The organism is Pseudoalteromonas sp. HL-AS2, from assembly GCF_031198805.1.
Taxonomy (GTDB): domain Bacteria; phylum Pseudomonadota; class Gammaproteobacteria; order Enterobacterales; family Alteromonadaceae; genus Pseudoalteromonas; species Pseudoalteromonas nigrifaciens.
On the sequence record NZ_CP133571.1, the window covers coordinates 411,159 to 430,211 of the forward strand.

The following is a 19,053-nucleotide window of genomic DNA, read 5'->3' on the forward strand; positions in this document are numbered from 1 at the left end:
AGAATTTCTGCCTCGCAGAAGCATGGCAGTTAAACCTTGGGGCTGTGTCCCGTTCAAATAATTAAGGTAATAGCATGAGCAACGAATTAAAAACTCAAGTTGTTGTACTAGGCGGTGGTCCTGGTGGTTACTCTGCGGCTTTCCGTGCTGCTGACTTGGGCTTAGAAGTTACACTAGTTGAGTCTCGCGATACACTAGGCGGTGTATGTCTAAATGTGGGTTGTATCCCTTCAAAAGCGCTTTTACACGTAGCTAAAGTAATTGATGACGCAGCGGCAATGGCCGATCATGGCGTTACTTTTGGCGCACCACAAATTGACTTAGACAAAATCCGTTCATGGAAAGACTCTGTTATTGGCCAACTAACTGGTGGCTTAACTAGCATGTCGAAAATGCGTAAAGTTAAAGTTGTATACGGTTACGGTAAATTTACTGGCAGCAACACCATTGCTGTTGAAGGCGCCGACGGTACAACAACAATTACGTTCGATAACGCAATTATTGCTGCAGGTTCTAAACCAGTTAGCTTACCTTTCATCCCAGAAGATGATCGCGTAATTGACTCAACTGGCGCACTAGAGCTTAAAGATATCCCTGAAAAGCTACTTGTACTTGGTGGTGGTATTATTGGCCTAGAAATGGGCACAGTATACCGTGCACTAGGCTCAGCAATCGACGTAGTTGAATTTGCTGATCAACTAGTACCTGCTGCTGATAAAGACATTGTTAAAATTTACCAAAAGTACGTAAGCGACAAATTTAATGTAATGCTTTCTACTAAAGTAACGGGCATTGACGCAAAAGACGATGGCCTATATGTAACGTTTGAAGGTAAAAATGCACCAGCAGAACCAGTACGTTACGACAAAGTACTTGTAGCAGTTGGCCGTACACCAAACGGTAAGTTACTTGATGCAGATAAAGCAGGCGTTAACGTTGATGAGCGCGGCTTTATTAATGTTGATAAGCAGCTTAAAACAAACGTTGAGCACATTTTTGCAGTGGGCGACATTGTTGGCCAACCTATGCTTGCGCATAAAGCGGTTCACGAAGCACACGTTGCAGCTGAAGTTATTTCTGGTCAAAAACATTACTTTGATCCTAAATGTATTCCTTCAATTGCCTACACAGATCCAGAAATGGCGTGGGTTGGTGTAACTGAAAAAGAAGCAAAAGAGCAAGGCCTTAGCATTGAAACTGCGGTATTCCCGTGGGCTGCATCAGGTCGTGCAATTGCATCTGCACGTACTGAAGGTTCTACTAAGCTTATTTTTGATAAAGAAAGTGGCCGTGTAATCGGTGGCGCTATGGTTGGTATTAACGCAGGCGAAATGCTAGGCGAAATTGGCCTAGCAGTAGAAATGGGCGCAGATGGCGAAGACTTAGCACTTACCATTCATGCTCACCCAACATTGAACGAATCAATCGGCCTAGCAGCTGAAATTTACGAAGGTTCAATCACTGACTTACCAAATAAAAAAGCAGTTAAAAAGAAAAAGTAATTTCTTTTAGTTAATTGTTTAAAAACCCAAGCCCAGCTTGGGTTTTTTTATGGGCGAAAAAGCAGGTTTTAGGTATCAGGTTTCAGGCAGAGATCAAACCAAACTCGGTGTTTAGGCCGTCCGTAGGCGGGGCTTTATGCCGCGCTTGTTTAAGGTTTAAGATTTAAAAAAACATTGCGCGAGGTAAACTCCCCCTACAGGGTTGGGTGTTTATTGTAGGCGGGGCTTTATGCCGCGCTTGTTTAAGGTTCAAAAACATTGCGCGAGGTAAACTCCCCCTACAGGGTTGGGTGTTTATTGTAGGCGGGGCTTTATGCCGCGCTTGTTTAAGGTTCAAAAACATTGCGCGAGGTAAACTCCCGCCCACGGGGGGGTTGTAGGCGGGCTTTATGCCGCGCTTGCTGGTAACAAAATTAAAAAACATTGCGCGAGTTCAAGTAATATAAATACAATCCCAATGAGGATAAAAAGCAACACTCTTAACTAAAGATGCTCTAAGGGGATTTGCTACTATATAACGAGCACAATTAGTTAAGTCGCTTTCATCCCTAATTAAATGGTCATAAAAATCAGGTTGCCACAGCTTTTGTATTAAAAATTGCTCCCTTGCTTGTTTTGTACAGCGACCTTTGAATGTACGAATCAAGCAGCTAAGAGAAGAGCTCATTTTTAATTGAAATAACCAATGTATATGATCGGGCATAAACACAAAGGCAATCGTTTTAGATGCGTCTTGTTCCTCCAGAATTCTCATTTCATTTATTAATAATCTATTTAAATAAAGATCAGTAAATAAGCATTGTCTGTCATATGTAACTAGAGTTACGTTGTAATAGTGATTAGCTAAAGATACACGCCCTTTACGAAGTAGCTGTGATTTTTTCATTTAAAATAATCATTAGAAAAGTCATAATTTAAAAGTAGCAGTAATTTTTAAATTTGCCTAAGGTAAAGCTTTACGCCGCGCTTGTTAAAATTAAAAAACATTGCGCGAGGTGATCTTCCGCCTATAGGGTTGTATCACCTTGTTAATACCTAAAGCCCTTACATATCTATTTTCATCAAGTTTAGCTACAATGCGCGCCTAATTTATTTAAGGTAAACCCCCCAGTGAAAAATGCCGTTTTAGCATTACGTGCCCAACAAATAAGCGAATCGCGCCGTGAGTTTAACGCTCGAGGCGCTAAAATGACACGTTGCCAGCAATGCCTACTTGCAGAGCTTTACTGTATTTGTGAAGGGGTTGTACAAGCCGATTGCGACGCCGCTGTTTGTTTACTTATGTATCATAATGAAAGCTTTAAACCTTCAAATACTGGGCGTTTAATTGCCGAAATAGTACCTGAAAACTATGCATTTAGATGGGACAGAACTGATCCCGATGCCAAACTTTTAGCATTAATAAACGATCCTCAATATCAACCTATGGTTGTATTTCCTGCTGAAGATGTAGAGCCGGGCAGAGCGGTAACTGAAGTAAATATAACAGCCGGTAAAAAACCGCTATTTATATTTTTAGACGGCACCTGGCGCGAAGCTAAAAAAATGATCCGCAAAAGTCCGTATTTAGATAACCTTCCGGTATTGTCGATCACTGCCGACAAACTCTCAGACTACCGCCTTCGCGTTGCTCCCCATGCGCATCAACTTGGCACCGCAGAAGTGGCCATTATGGTGTTAGCGTTAGCGGGAGAGAAGGATGCAGCCTCTAAATTAGAACAGCATTTTATAAAATTCCGCGACGCGTACTTATTAGGTAAACGCAATAAAGGCAGGCCAGAGTAAAAGGGCTGGTTTCAGGCAGAGATTAAACCAAAATCGGTGTTTAAGTTGCTCGTAGGCGGGGCTTTATGCCGCGCTTGTTAAAATTAAAAAACTGAGCGAGGTAAACTCCCGTCTACAAGTCAGGCTCGGTCTATATCACTTAGCTAGAACCTCATACCTAACGCTTTTAATATTTTTATAACTTCTTCCCTGCTTTCCTCACATTACTCAAAAAACAGACTACTATTTTATGGATAGTCATTTATAACTAAAAACACACTCACTTTAGTCAATCTTTTTTACTATTTAAAAAATAAAGCAAATAAAAAAGTATTGTAATTGCGCCTTTTACATTTATAAATTATCCTTCAGCGATATATCACCCTAAGGGAATATCATTCAAATGAGTCAGCAAAAACAAGCGATAGTCGACCAGGAAGTTACTTTTGGTATTGATGAAGAACTACTCTCTACTACAGACTTGCAAGGAGTTATAACTTACGCAAATGATAACTTTTGTAAAGTTGCTGGGTATACATTAGACGAGCTAGTAGGTAATAACCATAGTATGGTGCGCCACCCTGATATGCCCAAAGCTGCGTTTGCCGATTTATGGTCTAATTTAAAAAATGATATTGCTTGGCGAGGTGCAATTAAAAACAGATGTAAAAATGGTCAATACTACTGGGTTGACGCATTTGTAACGCCAATTTATGAAAATGGAAAAAAAATAGGCTATCAATCTGTTAGGCGCCGACTATTACCTGAGTACTTAAACAGCGCAGAAAATCTGTATAAGCGTATTAATAGTGGCAAGTCTATAAATACATTTACTCATAATCTGTCGGCACTCAAACTCCCTCTATATTTATGCTTTAGTGCACTTTTTGCTTGGTTAGCTAGTTATTCACTGTGGTTTATTTTGCTGTTTATTCCTCTGCCATTTGTTATTTATTATGATCAACTCGTTTTATCACAGCGATACCTTAAAAAAAGAAAAACTGAGTCAGACAGTATCTCTCGCCATGTGTTTTCGGGCAGTAATATATTTAGTTTTGCTGATTTTCAAATTAAATTACTCGAAGGAAAAGTCACTACAATAGTAGGGCGGATCATCGATGGAACATTGAGTTTAGAAAAGGGTGCCAACTCTCTCAAAGCCGTTGCTCAAAAATCTAAATTGGGAGTTGAAAAAGAAGCTGCAGAGCTACATCAGGTTTCGTCAGCGGTTGAGCAAATGGTTAACTCAATTGATGAAGTTGCCAAAAGTACTGTTATAACTACCCAGAAAGTAAATCAAGCGCATTCAAATTGTGAAGCAGCTACGCAGGCTATGTCGCAAACTATGGATAAAGTTTCTTTACTCGCAAATGAGGTAGATAATTCAGCTAATTCAGCAACAGAATTAGCCAAAGAGGCAGGTAAAATTGGCGATATCATGCAAGAAATTCAAGGTATTGCAGATCAAACTAATTTACTTGCGTTAAACGCAGCCATAGAGGCAGCGCGTGCTGGAGAGCATGGTAGAGGCTTCTCTGTCGTTGCAGATGAAGTTCGCGCGCTATCAAGTAGAACCCACTCTGCCACTGAGCAAATACAAACATCTATAGCAGAAATGCAGTCAACGTTATTAAGCTGGTCTAAAACGATGGAAGTTGGAAAAAACGCTGCCGAAGACTGTGTTAAAGAAACACGCCAAACACAAGAGGTAGTTTCTCAGGTGCATCTTTCTATTAGTGATATTTCAGATCTCACGGGCCAAATATCTACAGCTGCCGAAGAACAAAGCATGGTATCGCAAGAGATTAGCCGTAACATTTACAATATTAGTGAAACCTCAAGCGAAAACCTAACTCAAGCACAATTAGTAGAAGTCGAATCAGATTCTATTGATAAACGCTCAAAAATGCTTGCATCATTAGGGCTATCTTTCAAAGTAGATTAAAGGGCGGGTAAGAGCAGGTTTCAGGCATTAGGTTTTAGGCAGAGATTAAGCCAAGCTCGGTGTTTAAATTACCCGTAGGCGGGGCTTTATGCCGCGCTTGCTAAAATTTTCGCGAGGTAAACTCCCGCTTACGGGGTGTGTTTGTTGTAGGCGGGGCTTTATGCCGCGCTTGCTAAAATTTGCGCGAGGTAAACTCCCGCTTACGGGGTGTGTTTGTTGTAGGCGTGGCTTTATGCCGCGCTTGCTAAAATTTGCGCGAGGTAAACTCCCGCTTACGGGGTGTGTTTGTTGTAGGCGGGGCTTTATGCCGCGCTTGCTAAAATTTGCGCGAGGTAAACTCCCGCTTACGGGGTGTGTTTATTGTAGGCGGGGCTTTATGCCGCGCTTGTTAAAAATCAAAAAAGCGCAAGGTAAATTTCCTACTACAAGTTCTGTATTTTTGTTTGTTTAATATGGGTTTTTAAAAGCGTAAAAATTTGAGAAGCAACGTAAGGAATTTAAAGTTTTCTTGTGGAAAGAAAAATTGGGGCGATTGACGGGGCTTGAACCCGCGACAACCGGAATCACAATCCGGGGCTCTACCAACTGAGCTACAACCGCCACAACACACCTTGGTTGGTGTGAGGCGCATAATACATAAAGTATTAAAAGTTGTGAAGCAAAAAAGTGAAAAAAATTAAAAAAAGAGCGAAATAGCATGTTTAGTGTGTATTTTGCATGAAAAGCAGCCAAGTTAACTATTACTTTAATAAGTAACTGGGTTAAAACTTATTTATGCAAACCCATTATGTAATGAATCTAAAATGTAAATAATATATAATTTGCCGATAAAATCAGATGAACGACTTTCAGGGACCACAAAATGGAATCGGTACTCAATTGGCTTAATGAAAACTCAGGCCTAATTTTACATTATGGAATACAAGCGGTAATAGCGCTGGTTATCTTTTTATTAGGTGGGCGAATTGCAAAATTTTGTGCAAACTTAACCGAAAAAGCATTCGACAAAAAGAAAGTAGACAAAGCAGTAGGCTCTTTTGTTTCTAGTATTGTATTTGCCATAGTATTTATGGCGACCGTTTTAATGGCGCTGTCGCAAATAGGTATCGAAACAACTTCATTTATCGCTATTTTAGGTGCTGCAGGTTTAGCCGTAGGTCTAGCACTGCAAGGCTCGCTTTCTAACTTTGCATCGGGCGTGTTAATTATTTTACTGCGCCCTTTTAAATCGGGTGACTACGTAGAGGCAGGTAATAAAGCCGGCACCATTAAAAAAATAGAAATATTTTCAACGGAGCTGCGCACCCCAGATAACAAAGTTATCATAATGCCAAATTCAAAAATCATGTCAGATGCAATCGTTAACTACTCACGCGAGTCAACACGCCGTATTGATTTGGTAATTCGTGTAGATTACGACGCCGACTTACGCAAAGCGAAAGAAGTGCTTAAATCAATACTTGATAACGAGTCACGCATTTTAAAAGATCCGGCTTATAACGTATCAGTATCTGAGCTTGCTGAATCAAGCGTAAACTTTATAGTTCGCCCGTGGGTTGAGTCAGCCGATTATTGGCCTACATACTGGAGTTTACTCGAAGAAATTAAAATCATATTTGATGAGCAAGGGATCAATATTCCAGCTCCTCAAATGGATGTACATTTACGCAAACAAGATTAATTTACTTACAGCTATACAAAGGTTATTTTTAAATGAAACTAAAGCTTTTATCAATTTTAGTTGCAGCAACAGCAGCAACTAACGCATTTGCAGACGACGCTGAGCAAAAAACCTGGGAAGTTACCAGTGAGCTAGGCGCTATTATTACCAGCGGTAACACCGAAACCACCACACTTAAAGGTGGTATTAAGGTATTGCATCATCTAGAACGTTGGAATAATGAGTACAAAATCGACGGTATTTATAAAGAAGACGAAGTAGAAAACGACGATGGTACAAAAGACAAACAGCGTACTAACGAAAAATACGCTATTTCTGCACAAGGCAATTACAAATTAAATGAAAAACACTCGCACCTATTCATTTATGGTTCACACGTTTCAGACTATTTTGGTGCCTATAGAAGTGAGTCGGTAGTTTCTGCTGGTTATGGTTTACGTTTATTAAACGAAAAAACCATGTGGTTAAATGCTGAAATTGGTCCTGGTTATAAGTACTTTAAGTATCCAGATGTAAGCACAGAAGTTGACGAAAATGGTAATTCACTTGCTGGTGAATACGAAGGCGAAATTATTGCTTTAGGTAAGTTAGATTACAACTGGAAGATTTCTGATAACGCCCGTTTTACGCAATTAGTAACCGTAGAGTATGGTGACACTAACACCAAAACACGTTCAGAAACTGCACTACTTGCTAAAATAAATGGTTCATTACAAATGAAGGTTGCTTACAACATTATTAACAACTCAGACGTTGCTGATGACAAAGAAAGTACCGATACAGAGACCTCACTAACATTGGTTTACAGTTTTTAACCAATAATACCAAGTTAATGACATTTAAATGACTAAGGGGGCGAAAGCCCCTTTTTTATTAGTTTAATAGTAATGTACAATACACAGCAATTCTTGTTGTAGACCTAGGGAAATACCCACTCGTGAACGTTTTTAAACACTTGTTTAGTGCTTTAGTATTAATATGTAGCTTTAGCACATTAGCACTCACCCCGAGTGCGTCGCAAATAGAGCAATTTAAAAAATTACCAAAGTCTCAACAGCAGGCATTGGCAAAGCAGTATGGTGTTGATCTATCGGTAATAACTGGGTCAAGCCAATCAAGTAATCAACCTACTGTTGAAGAACCAACAATTGGTGAGCGCGATTCTACACAGCAGCAAAACCAAGCAGAAATTAACAAAAATCAATTCAAACCAAAAACAGACGAAGTAAAACCATTTGGTTACGAACTTTTTGCCGGTGAACCGACTACATTTATGCCTAGCGAAACCGCAGCAGTGCCCGACACCTACCTTGTAGGGCGTGGCGATCAGCTACTAATTAACTTTTATGGTAAAGAAAGCGATAGCTTTGAAGTAATAGTCGATCGCGAAGGGCGCATTAGCATTCCTAACTTAAGCCCAGTACAAGTGGCAGGTTTAACCTTCGCTGAAGTTAAAGAATTAATAAAAGTTAAAGTAGAACAAGAAATTATTGGCGTTAAAGTATTTGTGTCGCTCGGCCAGTTACGCAGCATGCGTATTTTAGTACTTGGCGAAGCATACAAGCCTGGTAGTTATAATGTATCGTCTTTAACTACTGTATCGCATGCATTATTTGTAAGTGGTGGTGTGTCGGATATTGCTTCACTGCGTAACATTCAGGTTAAGCGTGCGGGTAAAGTAGTTGCTAATTTTGATTTGTACGACCTACTAATTCATGGTGATAGCAGTAACGATATAACTTTAAAACCCGGTGACGCCGTATTTGTACCTTCAGTTGGTGCTCAAGTAACAGTAGAAGGCTTAGTTAAACGCCCAGCTATATTCGAACTTAAAAAAGGCGAAACGGCGAAAGAATTACTAGCTATGGCTGGCGGCTTAAAACCAGGTGCCTATACTAAAAATGCAGTCGTAGAGCGTTTTAGCAACAATCGTAAAGAAGTACTTACCGTAGACTTTTCTGCTAATAGCATAAACTATATTCCCCAAGACGGTGACCGCGTACGCTTTAATACCATAAGCTCACAATATAAAAATTCAGTTAATTTAATCGGTGCCGTAGTACGCCCTGGTAGCTATCAATGGCACCAAGGTAAACGTATTTCCGATGTACTAAAGTCGGTACGTGGCGACCTACTTCCGCAAGCTGATTTAAGCTATGGTTTAGTAGTACGAGAAGTAAACATTAATGGCGATATACAAGTACATCAGTTTGATGTAGCTCTCGCCATTATTAAAAATAGCGAAAACGACTTAGCTCTGAGCGCTAACGATAAAATAATTATATTTAGCCGATTTGAAGAAAAACAGGCTGAGCAGTTAGCGCTTAAAAATATGGCACTAAGCCAAAAACAGCAAGAACAGCAACTCAAAACAGAGCTGTGGCATAAATACGAACAAAAAGAGTTTGAAAAATACGTTGGTGCCGAACTAAGTATTAATACTGCATTGCAAAATAGCGATCAAACTTTAACTATTTCTCAGGTGTCTAAAAAAACAGCGGATAATAAAAGCTTAGTATCAGAGGAGTTTACCTTCTTTAGCCGCAATAAATTGTTATCGCCGATAATAGCTAAATTAAAACAACAAGCATCACTTAATAAAGAAATGCAGCTAGTTGAAATTAATGGCAGTGTAACGTACCCAGGTATTTACCCATTAATGGTTAATGGAAGTGTTGTTGATTTAGTTACCGCTGCAGGCGGTTTGCTTGAGTCGGCTTATACAAAACAAGCAGAAATAACACGCATAGCAATTAACGATGGATCTCAAATTGAGCATGTTAGATTCGATTTAGCAAGTGCCATTAAAGGAAACCCTCAAAGTAACATTACACTGCGCAGTAAAGACAGTATCAATATTTTTGCAATTCCAAACTGGCAAGAAAACGTAAAAGTAACTTTAAAGGGCGAGCTATTATTCCCAGGAACTTACACAATTCGCCGCGGCGAAACATTGACTAATTTACTAGAGCGTGCGGGTGGATTTTCAGATTTTGCAGAGCAAAAAGCTGCGGTGTTTATTCGCCAATCGGTTAAGCAGCAAGAGCAACAGCAGTTAGCGCGTTTGGCAACTGAACTGCGTCGCGATGTGGCATCTAAAAGCTTTCAAGACTCTGTAAGTAGCAGTGCGCTTTCGTACGACGAAATGAACAAGTTACTTAACGATTTGGCTAGCGTGGAAGCAGTTGGGCGTTTAGTGATTGACCTGCCTTTAATTGCAAATAACCAGCAAAACTTAGTGCTACAAGATGGCGATACACTTTACGTGCCTAGTAAGCGCGACTCTATCAGCGTAGTGGGAGAGGTTAATTATGCAACTACTCACTTATATAAAGCGGGTATAAGCGTAGACGACTACCTTAAGCTAAGTGGTGGCCTTAAAGAGCGTGCCGATGACGACCGCATTTATATAATTAAAGCGAATGGCTCGGTAAAAATACCTAACACGGGTAATTGGTTTGCAGTTAATAACTCAGAGCAGTTAGAGGCTGGTGACACCATAGTAGTACCTATGGACGCAGGGCATATGGATAAGCTAACGCTGTGGAGCACAGCTACCCAGATCCTTTATCAACTGGGTGTCGCAGTTGCAGCAATTGGTAGTATTTAATTAAAGTAATAAATTAGTAACTAAAGCCAAAGCAACCCTTTGGTTTTAGTTAGTATCTACAAAATAGTAAAAACAAAAATTAGCAATTAAATCAGTACGTAGGAACTGCAACCTAGGGGCGGAAGCGTGTCTGAATGAGTTGAAAGTAAATGGTTTTACTTCCAAGCTGAAGCAAGACACCTCTGCGACGAACCGGACCGCAAGCCTGGCTGCAAGACTAATAAATAGCTTTAGCTATCAACCGAGATTTATATGAACAATAACCAAGCAAATATAAAAGAGAATAACGAATACGTGCAAAGCCATAACAATAACATCGCTGACGACGAAATCGATTTACGTGAGCTGTTTGCTGTAATTTGGCAAGGAAAATGGTTAATAATAGCAATTACAGCACTGTTCGCAGTTGCATCAGTTGTTTATGCAATGAACCAACCTAATATATATAAATCAGAGGCGCTACTAGCTGCTGCAGAACAAGAGCAAGCAGGTGGTTTAGCTAGTTTAGCGGGGCAGTTTGGTGGCTTAGCAAGTTTAGCGGGTGTTAATTTAGGTGGTGGTTCAAGCAATAAAGCGCAATTAGCGATTGAAGTATTAAAATCACGCCAATTTACCAGCGACTTTATACAAAAACATAATGTTTTACCTGACCTGATGGCAGCTAAATCATGGGATATGCAAGCTAACAAAGTTATTTATGATAGCGAAATATTCGATGCTCAAAACAATAAGTGGCTACGTGAAGTACAAGCGCCTTTTAAGCCAAAGCCATCAATGCAAGAGGCTTTTAAGGTGTTTAGCAAAATTATAAGTACGAACACTGATAAAGAAACGGGTATGGTTACATTATCAGTAGAGCATGTATCACCTTATGTCGCTCAGCAATGGGTTAGTTGGCTGATTAAAGATATAAATAAAACTATGAAAGAGCGCGATGTTTTAGAAGCAATAAAAAGCACTGACTTTTTAACTCAACAGCTAGAACAAACTAAAATCGCCGATATACGTGCGGTACTTTATAAACTAGTTGAAGAGCAAACTAAAACAATTATGTTTGCTAAAGTACGAGACGAATACGTATTTAAAACGATTGATATGGCATTAGTGCCAGAAGAAAAGTTTAAGCCAAAGAGGGCTTTAATAGCATTACTAGGTACTCTTCTTGGTGGCATTCTTGGTATGCTTGTTGTAATAGTTAAATATTTTATTAAGAAAAGGTGAGAGTAGACTTGATTATACAGCAATTACGTTACCTCACACTTTTAAAAAACAGAAAATACATTACAAGGAATGGCTATGACTCTTGAAAAAAAGCCAGAAAAAATATTTGATGAGCAGTCGGCTTTTTTGTTTTCTGAGAGCTTCAAGTCTAAAAAAGAAGCGCTTAAGCAAAAATTTGTTTATGTTTTTTGTCCGCCAGAATACGCGAGCAAAATAGGTGCAATAATTGAAGACTATTCATTTGATATTATCGTTAATGATTACAGCATTACAGATTTAACTAAAAAAGTAATTTGTCATTATCAAAGTGCTCATTTAACATCTGTACAACGTACATTTTTGGTTAATGCAACAGAATGCGGAGCATGGGTTGAGCCACTTGTTAGCTATTTAGATGAGCGTTTGAAATATACTGAAGTACGCTTGCTGCATAGTAGCTACTTTTTACATCAAAAAGCATTTTCAATATTGTCAAACAAGCGAACTCAAGTGACTAAACGCTTTATTGATTTAATAAGTGCTACTTTATTACTTATAGTTACCTTTCCGTTGGCTCTAATCGCAGCAATTTTAATTAAATTAGAAAGCCCAGGTCCGATTTTATTTAGGCAAAAGCGCACAGGACAGTACAACAAAGAGTTTTATGTATACAAGTTTAGATCTATGCGTAACGATGCTGAAAAAGATGGCGCTCAATGGGCCTCCAAAAATGATGCACGAGTAACTAAAGTGGGTAAGTTCATTCGTAAAACGCGAATAGATGAAATTCCGCAACTGATTAATGTTTTAAAAGGGGAAATGTCGATAGTAGGCCCTCGGCCAGAGAGAGAGGTGTTTATTAGGGACTTAGAGAAAGAGATACCATATTATCGTTTTCGTCACGCAGTTAAGCCTGGGGTGACAGGGCTTGCACAGGTTAGCTACCCTTATGGTGCATCTGTCGAAGATGCAATTTGGAAGCATAAATATGATATTCACTATATTAAGCACCATTCATCAATGTTAGATATTAAAATTTTATTGCTAACCGTGAAAACTGTGTTGTTCGGGATGGGGCGCTAATGAAGCTGCCTTTAGTCTCAATAATCATGCCTGCATATAATGCCGATCAATACATAGAGCAGTCTATAGAATCTGTTCTCTCTCAAACTTATGCAAACTGGGAGTTATTAATAACAGATGATCGCTCTACAGATGGTACACAAGCAATAGTTAAAGCTTATGCAGATAGAGATGTACGCATAAAACTATTTGTAAATGCTGAAAATGGTGGGGCGGGAATCGCGCGCAATAACTCAATTAAAAAAGCTAAAGGAAGATACATTGCTTTTTTAGATGCCGACGATAAGTGGTTACCCGAGAAGCTCACTACTCAGATTAGTTTTATGCTTAAAAATGATTATGCGTTTACGTTTACTGCTTATCAAAAAGTTGAGGGTGATGAGAAGAAAGGTATTGTCATACCACCAGAGTTTACTTGCTATAAAAAGCTATTAAGTAGTAATGTCATAGGCTGCTTAACAGCAGTGTATGATGTTGAAAAGTTGGGTAAAAAGTATATGCCTTTAATACGTAAACGACAAGATATGGGCCTTTGGCTTGATATATTAAAAGACCTACCAAAAGCTCAGAGTATCCCTAATGTACTTGCTTTATATCGTGTTGACTCAGGCATGACGCAAAATAAGCTTGAAATTTTAAAGTGGCAATGGCGTTTTTATCGAGACGTTGTAAAGCTAAATATTTTTAATGCTACTTATCATTTTTTTATTTATTCCGTTAAAGGTTTTTTAAAACACTCAGTATGAAAATATTAGTTACCGGTGGAGCTGGTTTTATTGGTTCAGCAGTAATACGCTATATAATAACAAATACCAAAAGCTCAGTTGTAAACCTAGACAAGCTTACTTATGCAGGTAATTTAGAGTCACTAGAATGTGTATCTAATGATGAACGTTATGCATTTGAACAAGTTGATATTTGCAACCGTACAGAGCTTGATCGTGTGTTTGCCACACACCAGCCCGATGCAGTAATGCATTTAGCTGCAGAGAGCCATGTAGATCGCTCTATAACTGGTCCTGCAGAGTTTATACAAACTAATATTGTTGGCACTTATAATCTTTTAGAGGCAGCTCGAGAATATTGGAATACATTAACTGATACAGTAAAGGAAGCTTTTCGGTTTCATCATATTTCTACCGACGAAGTATATGGTGATTTACCTCACCCAGATGAACAGGAAGGGAATGCTTTGGGTAAAGAGCTACCGTTATTCACGGAACAAACTTCATATGCACCTAGCAGCCCATATTCAGCAAGCAAAGCCTCTAGCGATCATTTGGTACGTGCTTGGCTACGTACGTATGGCTTTCCTACAGTTGTAACCAATTGCTCAAATAACTATGGGCCATATCATTTCCCTGAAAAATTAATACCATTAGTAATACTTAATGCCCTTGAAGGTAAAAAACTACCGATTTATGGAAAAGGTGATCAGATTAGAGATTGGTTATTCGTAGAAGATCACGCACGTGCACTTTATAAAGTAGTAACCGAAGGCAAAGTGGGTGAAACATATAATATTGGTGGTCATAACGAAAAGCAAAACATTGAAGTTGTTAAAAGTATTTGCAGTATTCTAGATACTTTAGTGCCTAAGGACTCCCCGTACTCAGAACAGATAACGTACGTGGCAGATCGCCCTGGTCACGATAGACGTTATGCTATTGATTCATCAAAAATGAGTGCAGAGCTAAACTGGACACCGGTCGAAACCTTTGAAACAGGCCTACGTAAAACCGTTCAATGGTATTTAGATAATCAAACGTGGTGTCAAAACGTACAAGATGGTTCATATCAGCGTGAGCGTCTGGGCGAAATAAATATGACAGCTAAAGGAAAATAGCATGAAAGGAATTATCCTTGCCGGAGGCTCCGGTACACGCCTTTATCCTATTACTATGGGTGTATCCAAGCAGTTACTCCCAATTTATGATAAGCCAATGATTTACTATCCGCTTTCTGTGTTGATGTTAGCGGGAATACGTGAAATTTTAATTATTACTACACCTGAAGATCAAGAATCATTTAAACGATTATTAGGTGATGGCTCACGCTTTGGCATTGAGCTTAGTTACACGATACAACCAAGCCCAGATGGCTTGGCTCAAGCGTTTATTTTAGGTGAAGAGTTTATTGGCTCTGACGACGTTTGTTTATTGCTAGGTGATAATATTTTTTATGGGCAAGGGTTTTCACCTAAGTTAAAGCATGCGGTTGAGAATGCTAAGAACGGACTAGGGGCGACTGTATTTGGCTATCAAGTAAAAGATCCGGAACGTTTTGGTGTTGTTGAATTTGATGAGAACCAAAAGGCTATTTCCATTGAAGAAAAGCCAGCTAAACCAAAGTCTGATTTAGCAGTAACCGGTTTATATTTTTACGATAATTCTGTTGTAGAAATAGCAAAACAAGTTAAGCCCTCGCATAGAGGTGAGCTAGAGATAACGTGCTTAAATGAAATTTATTTAAAGCAAAATAAGCTTAATGTTGAAATACTTGGTCGTGGCTTTGCTTGGCTTGATACTGGCACGCATGAAAGCTTACTTGAAGCGGCTCAATTTGTAGAGACTATTGAAAAGCGACAAGGGTATAAAATAGCTTGCCTAGAAGAAATTGCATTAAATTATGGCTGGTTAACAAAGCAAGAAGTTTTAAGACTAGCTAAGCCACTAGAAAAAAATAGTTACGGGCAGTATTTAAAAAGTATTGCCAGCTGAAATTATAAAGTGAGTTAGTAATGAAAAAAATAGCCGTAGTAACTGGTGCTACAAGAGGTATTGGCTTAGCTATATCCCAGAAGCTAAGTCAGGATGGTTTTTTTATTGTTGGTATATCAAGGGCTGATAATCAAGAAGCAAATGATTCTTGGGTAAATTCTCTATCAAATGATTGTCGCTTATTTAAGTGCGACGTCACAAGTTTATTAGCTGTTGAAGAGATGATTGCTAAAATTAGTGAGCTTGAAGGTTCAGTTCATTTACTTGTAAATAATGCAGGTATTACAAGTGATAGTTTTTTTCATAAAATGTCATTGGAAAGTTGGAAAAGTGTAATCGATACTAATCTAAATTCATTATTTTATATTACACAACCAATATATAAAATAATGAAAGAGAACGGCGGTGGAAAAATAATTAACATTTCATCTGTTAATGGTCAAAAGGGTCAGGCAGGTCAAGTAAATTATTCATCTTCGAAGGCTGGTGTCCATGGATTTACAATGGCATTAGCGCAAGAAGGCGCTAGAAGTAATATTTTAGTTAATACAATATCTCCGGGTTATACAAACACCGAAATGATGAAGAATATTAGAGTTGATATATTGCAAGGCATAAAAGACAACATTCCATTAGGGCGACTGGCTGAGCCAAAAGAAATTGCTAATGTAGCTTCATTTCTTGCGAGTGATTGTTGCTCATACATTACAGGTGCGAATATTCCTGTAAATGGCGGCTTATTCATAGGGTAATTATAAAATGGCATATTTAACAGATATTGAATTACAAAGTGTTGGCTTTAAAGCGCTTGGTAAGAATGTCAAAATTAGCGACAAAGCTGCAATATATAATCCAGATCAAATTGAGATTGGTAATAACAGCCGAATTGATGATTTTTGTGTTATTTCAGGTAACGTAAAAATAGGTCAATATGTCCATATAGCACCATTTTGTCTAGTTGCTGGCGGTGAGAAAGGTATTCAAATGGATGACTTTTCAGGTTTAGCTTATCAAGTACAAGTATTCAGTCAGTCGGATGATTACTCTGGTCGAACTTTAACAAACCCTACAATACCGACTAAATATAAAAAAGAGACGAAAAAACATGTGCATTTAGCTAAGCATGTAATTGTCGGTGCTGGATCAATTGTTTTTCCAGGAGTAAAGCTTGCAGAGGGCTGCTCTGTAGGTGCCATGTCTCTAGTTAACAAAACTACTGAGCCTTGGGGGATTTACGTTGGAAACCCAGCAAAGCGTGTAAAAGAAAGAAAGAAGAATTTACTTGAACTAGAAATTGAATTTTTAAGAGATAACAATGATCCCTTTTAATATCCCCCCTAAAATAGGTACAGAATTAGCGTATATCGAGCAAGCGATTGCATCAGACAAGTTATGCGGCGATGGTTACTTCTCTAAAAAATGCGAAAAATGGTTTGAAGACAGCTTCAACACAACAAAAGCATTACTAACTCCCTCATGTACAGCATCGTTAGAGCTAGCTGCTATTCTGATTGATATTCAGCCTGGTGATGAAGTTATAATGCCCTCATACACATTTGTATCTACAGCGAATGCGTTTGTATTACGTGGTGCAAAAATTATATTTGTTGACGTTCGTCCGGACACAATGAATATTGATGAAACACTCATTGAAGCTGCTATTACGGCTAAAACAAAAGCAATAGTGCCAGTACATTACGCAGGTGTAGCTTGTGAAATGGATACAATACTCGCTATCGCAGAAAAACATGGCTTGTGGGTAGTAGAAGATGCAGCACAAGGCGTAATGTCTACCTATAAAGGTAAAGCACTAGGAACTATTGGTCATATAGGCTGCTATAGCTTTCATGAAACTAAAAACTACTCATCGGGTGGTGAAGGCGGGGCTATTTTAATTAATGACCCTAAGCTAGTTGAACGAGCTGAGATTATACGTGAGAAAGGAACAAACCGTAGCCAGTTCCTACATGGTATTGTCGATAAATACACATGGCAAGACATAGGCTCGAGCTTTTTACCAAGCGAGTTACAAGCTGCGTATTTATATGCTCAACTTGAAGCTGCAGACACGATAAATAATTTCCGTTTATCAATATGGGAACGTTATTACAATAAACTCAGCCTAAAACTAAAGGCTGAACAGCTACCTCATATTCCGGATTCATTAACGCATAACGCGCATATGTTTTATATAAAATTGAGCTCAAATGAAGAGCGAAATGAATTTATTAGTTATATGAGAACGCAGGATATTACGACACCTTTTCATTATATCCCACTGCACTCAAGTCCAGCAGGAAAACAGTTTGGGGAGTTTGCAGGAAAAGATATCTACACTACTCTTGAAAGCTCAAAGCTGGCAAGGCTTCCTTTATATTACGGGCTAACAGCACAACAGCAGCAACATATAATTGAGACGGCTCTTACTTTTTTTGATAATTGATCACAGTAAGCCTTTTGAGGTTTAGTATATGCAAGAACTTTTAGCAAGTTCGGAGAATGGTAAAAGAATTTTACACATAGGTAATTGTGATAAATTTATCCCGCCTTTTATAGAGTTTGTAAGCTCACACTTTAACTTTGAAGAGCATGATTTTTTTCTAACAAGTGGAATGGCTGACTCGAAAATAAAAAAATCAGAGAAAGTAACTTTATTAAAGCAAAGGACTTTGAAGGGAGTGAGAAACGTACTAAGTGTGCTTTTCAAAATACATAAAGCAGATAAAGTGATACTTCATGGGTTATTTGATATAAATTTAGTGATACTTTTATGTTGCATTCCTTGGCAATTTAAAAAATGTTACTGGGTCATATGGGGAGGGGATTTATATAGTCACTCATACGACAAACGTACCATTAAGTGGCGATTAAAAGAGTTTTTTAGAAAAATAGCTATAAGGAACTTTGGGCATTTAGTAACTTATATTCATGGCGACTTAGAGCTAGCTAGATCCTGGTATAATGCTAAAGGCCAGCAACATGAGTGTTTAATGTATTCAAGTAATCTCTACAAAGAGTATGCAGTACCAAAAAGTGATAATAGCTTTATTAATATTCAAATTGGCAACTCAGCTGATCCTAGTAATAACCATATAGAAGTATTAGAGCGCCTGCTGCCATTTAAAGATGAAAATATAAATATATATTTGCCTTTATCATATGGCTCGACTGAATATGCTCAGCGAGTTATAACTAAAGGTAAGTTAATGTTTGGTGAAAAGTTCAAACCCATAACAGACTTTATGGAGTTTAACGAATACTTGTCATTTTTGGGGACAATTGATGTCGCAATATTTAACCATAAGCGTCAACAGGCCATGGGCAATACAATTACCCTACTAGGCTTAGGTAAAACTGTTTATTTACGAGATTCGACTGCTCAATGGCAATTTTTTAAAGAAAAAGGAATTAAAGTTAAAAACATTAACGAATTAAATGCGTTAGATAAATACATAAGCACAGAAAACATTAAGGTAATTAAGGATTACTTCTCAGAAAAGAATTACTTAATGCAACTACGCAATTTATTTTCCTGATTATTCTATCTC

General features: G+C 38.5%; 16 protein-coding genes and 1 tRNA gene. 15 read left to right on the forward strand and 2 right to left on the reverse strand.

Annotated elements, in window-relative coordinates; translation table 11 throughout:
- The first annotated feature begins 74 nt into the window (after positions 1 to 74).
- Positions 75 to 1,502 carry a dihydrolipoyl dehydrogenase gene (lpdA, locus tag RB215_RS01965; protein ID WP_309216757.1) on the forward strand — a complete coding sequence of 476 codons (1,428 nt, stop codon included), beginning with the start codon at positions 75 to 77 and terminating at the stop codon, positions 1,500 to 1,502.
- 433 nt (positions 1,503 to 1,935) lie between these two features.
- On the opposite strand, the gene RB215_RS01970 is transcribed toward lpdA, so the two are convergent.
- A complete protein-coding gene (locus RB215_RS01970) occupies positions 1,936 to 2,388 on the reverse strand; it encodes a transposase (RefSeq protein WP_089367699.1) in 453 nt (150 codons plus the stop codon).
- 224 nt (positions 2,389 to 2,612) lie between these two features.
- Here RB215_RS01970 and RB215_RS01975 point away from each other — a divergent pair, with 224 nt between their 5' ends.
- On the forward strand, positions 2,613 to 3,287 hold the full coding sequence (locus tag RB215_RS01975) for a tRNA-uridine aminocarboxypropyltransferase (protein ID WP_192532463.1): 675 nt from the start codon (positions 2,613 to 2,615) through the stop codon (positions 3,285 to 3,287).
- Between the two features lie 382 nt (positions 3,288 to 3,669).
- Entirely contained in the window at positions 3,670 to 5,211 is a 1,542-nt protein-coding gene (locus tag RB215_RS01980) for a PAS domain-containing methyl-accepting chemotaxis protein (protein ID WP_182684035.1), read from the forward strand.
- 524 nt (positions 5,212 to 5,735) lie between these two features.
- Here the strand turns inward: RB215_RS01980 and RB215_RS01985 are convergent.
- Positions 5,736 to 5,811, reverse strand: a tRNA-His gene (locus RB215_RS01985).
- Between the two features lie 262 nt (positions 5,812 to 6,073).
- Here RB215_RS01985 and RB215_RS01990 point away from each other — a divergent pair.
- The 12 genes from RB215_RS01990 to RB215_RS02045 all read left to right on the forward strand — a co-directional run bounded on the left by RB215_RS01990 (position 6,074) and on the right by RB215_RS02045 (position 19,041).
- On the forward strand, positions 6,074 to 6,892 hold the full coding sequence (locus RB215_RS01990) for a mechanosensitive ion channel domain-containing protein (protein WP_309216758.1): 819 nt from the start codon (positions 6,074 to 6,076) through the stop codon (positions 6,890 to 6,892).
- Between the two features lie 32 nt (positions 6,893 to 6,924).
- On the forward strand, positions 6,925 to 7,707 hold the full coding sequence (locus RB215_RS01995; protein ID WP_309216759.1) for a DUF481 domain-containing protein: 783 nt from the start codon (positions 6,925 to 6,927) through the stop codon (positions 7,705 to 7,707).
- A 122-nt stretch (positions 7,708 to 7,829) separates the two neighbouring features.
- A complete protein-coding gene (locus tag RB215_RS02000) occupies positions 7,830 to 10,502 on the forward strand; it encodes an SLBB domain-containing protein (RefSeq protein WP_309216760.1) in 2,673 nt (890 codons plus the stop codon).
- Positions 10,503 to 10,754: 252 nt separating this feature from the next.
- Complete coding sequence (locus RB215_RS02005) at positions 10,755 to 11,723, forward strand: Wzz/FepE/Etk N-terminal domain-containing protein (protein ID WP_309216761.1); 969 nt, start codon at positions 10,755 to 10,757, stop codon at positions 11,721 to 11,723.
- 75 nt (positions 11,724 to 11,798) lie between these two features.
- Complete coding sequence (locus RB215_RS02010) at positions 11,799 to 12,785, forward strand: sugar transferase (protein ID WP_309216762.1); 987 nt, start codon at positions 11,799 to 11,801, stop codon at positions 12,783 to 12,785.
- A complete protein-coding gene (locus RB215_RS02015; protein WP_309216764.1) occupies positions 12,785 to 13,531 on the forward strand; it encodes a glycosyltransferase family 2 protein in 747 nt (248 codons plus the stop codon). The genes RB215_RS02010 and RB215_RS02015 overlap by 1 nt, the downstream gene beginning before the upstream one ends.
- Positions 13,528 to 14,631, forward strand: coding sequence for a dTDP-glucose 4,6-dehydratase (gene rfbB, locus RB215_RS02020; protein ID WP_309216765.1), 1,104 nt, complete (start codon positions 13,528 to 13,530; stop codon positions 14,629 to 14,631). The genes RB215_RS02015 and rfbB overlap by 4 nt, the downstream gene beginning before the upstream one ends.
- A 1-nt stretch (position 14,632) precedes the next feature.
- Positions 14,633 to 15,505, forward strand: coding sequence for a glucose-1-phosphate thymidylyltransferase RfbA (rfbA, locus tag RB215_RS02025; protein WP_309216766.1), 873 nt, complete (start codon positions 14,633 to 14,635; stop codon positions 15,503 to 15,505).
- A gap of 20 nt (positions 15,506 to 15,525) precedes the next feature.
- The gene (gene phbB / locus RB215_RS02030; RefSeq protein WP_010555583.1) at positions 15,526 to 16,257 is read left to right on the forward strand and encodes an acetoacetyl-CoA reductase; all 732 of its coding nucleotides are present in this window, start codon (positions 15,526 to 15,528) and stop codon (positions 16,255 to 16,257) included.
- A gap of 7 nt (positions 16,258 to 16,264) precedes the next feature.
- Entirely contained in the window at positions 16,265 to 16,834 is a 570-nt protein-coding gene (locus RB215_RS02035) for an acyltransferase (protein WP_309216767.1), read from the forward strand.
- Positions 16,821 to 17,948 carry a dTDP-4-amino-4,6-dideoxygalactose transaminase gene (gene rffA / locus RB215_RS02040; protein ID WP_309216769.1) on the forward strand — a complete coding sequence of 376 codons (1,128 nt, stop codon included), beginning with the start codon at positions 16,821 to 16,823 and terminating at the stop codon, positions 17,946 to 17,948. The genes RB215_RS02035 and rffA overlap by 14 nt, the downstream gene beginning before the upstream one ends.
- Positions 17,949 to 17,976: 28 nt before the next feature.
- Complete coding sequence (locus tag RB215_RS02045) at positions 17,977 to 19,041, forward strand: TDP-N-acetylfucosamine:lipid II N-acetylfucosaminyltransferase (RefSeq protein WP_309216771.1); 1,065 nt, start codon at positions 17,977 to 17,979, stop codon at positions 19,039 to 19,041.
- Positions 19,042 to 19,053 lie beyond the last annotated feature (12 nt).

Bases quoted from the DNA above. Each gene is read 5' to 3' on its own strand.
- rfbA (WP_309216766.1), top strand. From the start codon at position 14,633: ATGAAAGGAATTATCCTTGCCGGAGGCTCCGGTACACGCCTTTATCCT.
- lpdA (WP_309216757.1), top strand. From the start codon at position 75: ATGAGCAACGAATTAAAAACTCAAGTTGTTGTACTAGGCGGTGGTCCT.
- RB215_RS01995 (WP_309216759.1), top strand. From the start codon at position 6,925: ATGAAACTAAAGCTTTTATCAATTTTAGTTGCAGCAACAGCAGCAACT.
- rfbB (WP_309216765.1), top strand. From the start codon at position 13,528: ATGAAAATATTAGTTACCGGTGGAGCTGGTTTTATTGGTTCAGCAGTA.
- phbB (WP_010555583.1), top strand. From the start codon at position 15,526: ATGAAAAAAATAGCCGTAGTAACTGGTGCTACAAGAGGTATTGGCTTA.
- RB215_RS01970 (WP_089367699.1), bottom strand. From the start codon at position 2,388: ATGAAAAAATCACAGCTACTTCGTAAAGGGCGTGTATCTTTAGCTAAT.
- RB215_RS02015 (WP_309216764.1), top strand. From the start codon at position 12,785: ATGAAGCTGCCTTTAGTCTCAATAATCATGCCTGCATATAATGCCGAT.
- RB215_RS02010 (WP_309216762.1), top strand. From the start codon at position 11,799: ATGACTCTTGAAAAAAAGCCAGAAAAAATATTTGATGAGCAGTCGGCT.
- RB215_RS02005 (WP_309216761.1), top strand. From the start codon at position 10,755: ATGAACAATAACCAAGCAAATATAAAAGAGAATAACGAATACGTGCAA.
- RB215_RS01980 (WP_182684035.1), top strand. From the start codon at position 3,670: ATGAGTCAGCAAAAACAAGCGATAGTCGACCAGGAAGTTACTTTTGGT.
- rffA (WP_309216769.1), top strand. From the start codon at position 16,821: ATGATCCCTTTTAATATCCCCCCTAAAATAGGTACAGAATTAGCGTAT.
- RB215_RS02045 (WP_309216771.1), top strand. From the start codon at position 17,977: ATGCAAGAACTTTTAGCAAGTTCGGAGAATGGTAAAAGAATTTTACAC.
- RB215_RS01990 (WP_309216758.1), top strand. From the start codon at position 6,074: ATGGAATCGGTACTCAATTGGCTTAATGAAAACTCAGGCCTAATTTTA.
- RB215_RS02035 (WP_309216767.1), top strand. From the start codon at position 16,265: ATGGCATATTTAACAGATATTGAATTACAAAGTGTTGGCTTTAAAGCG.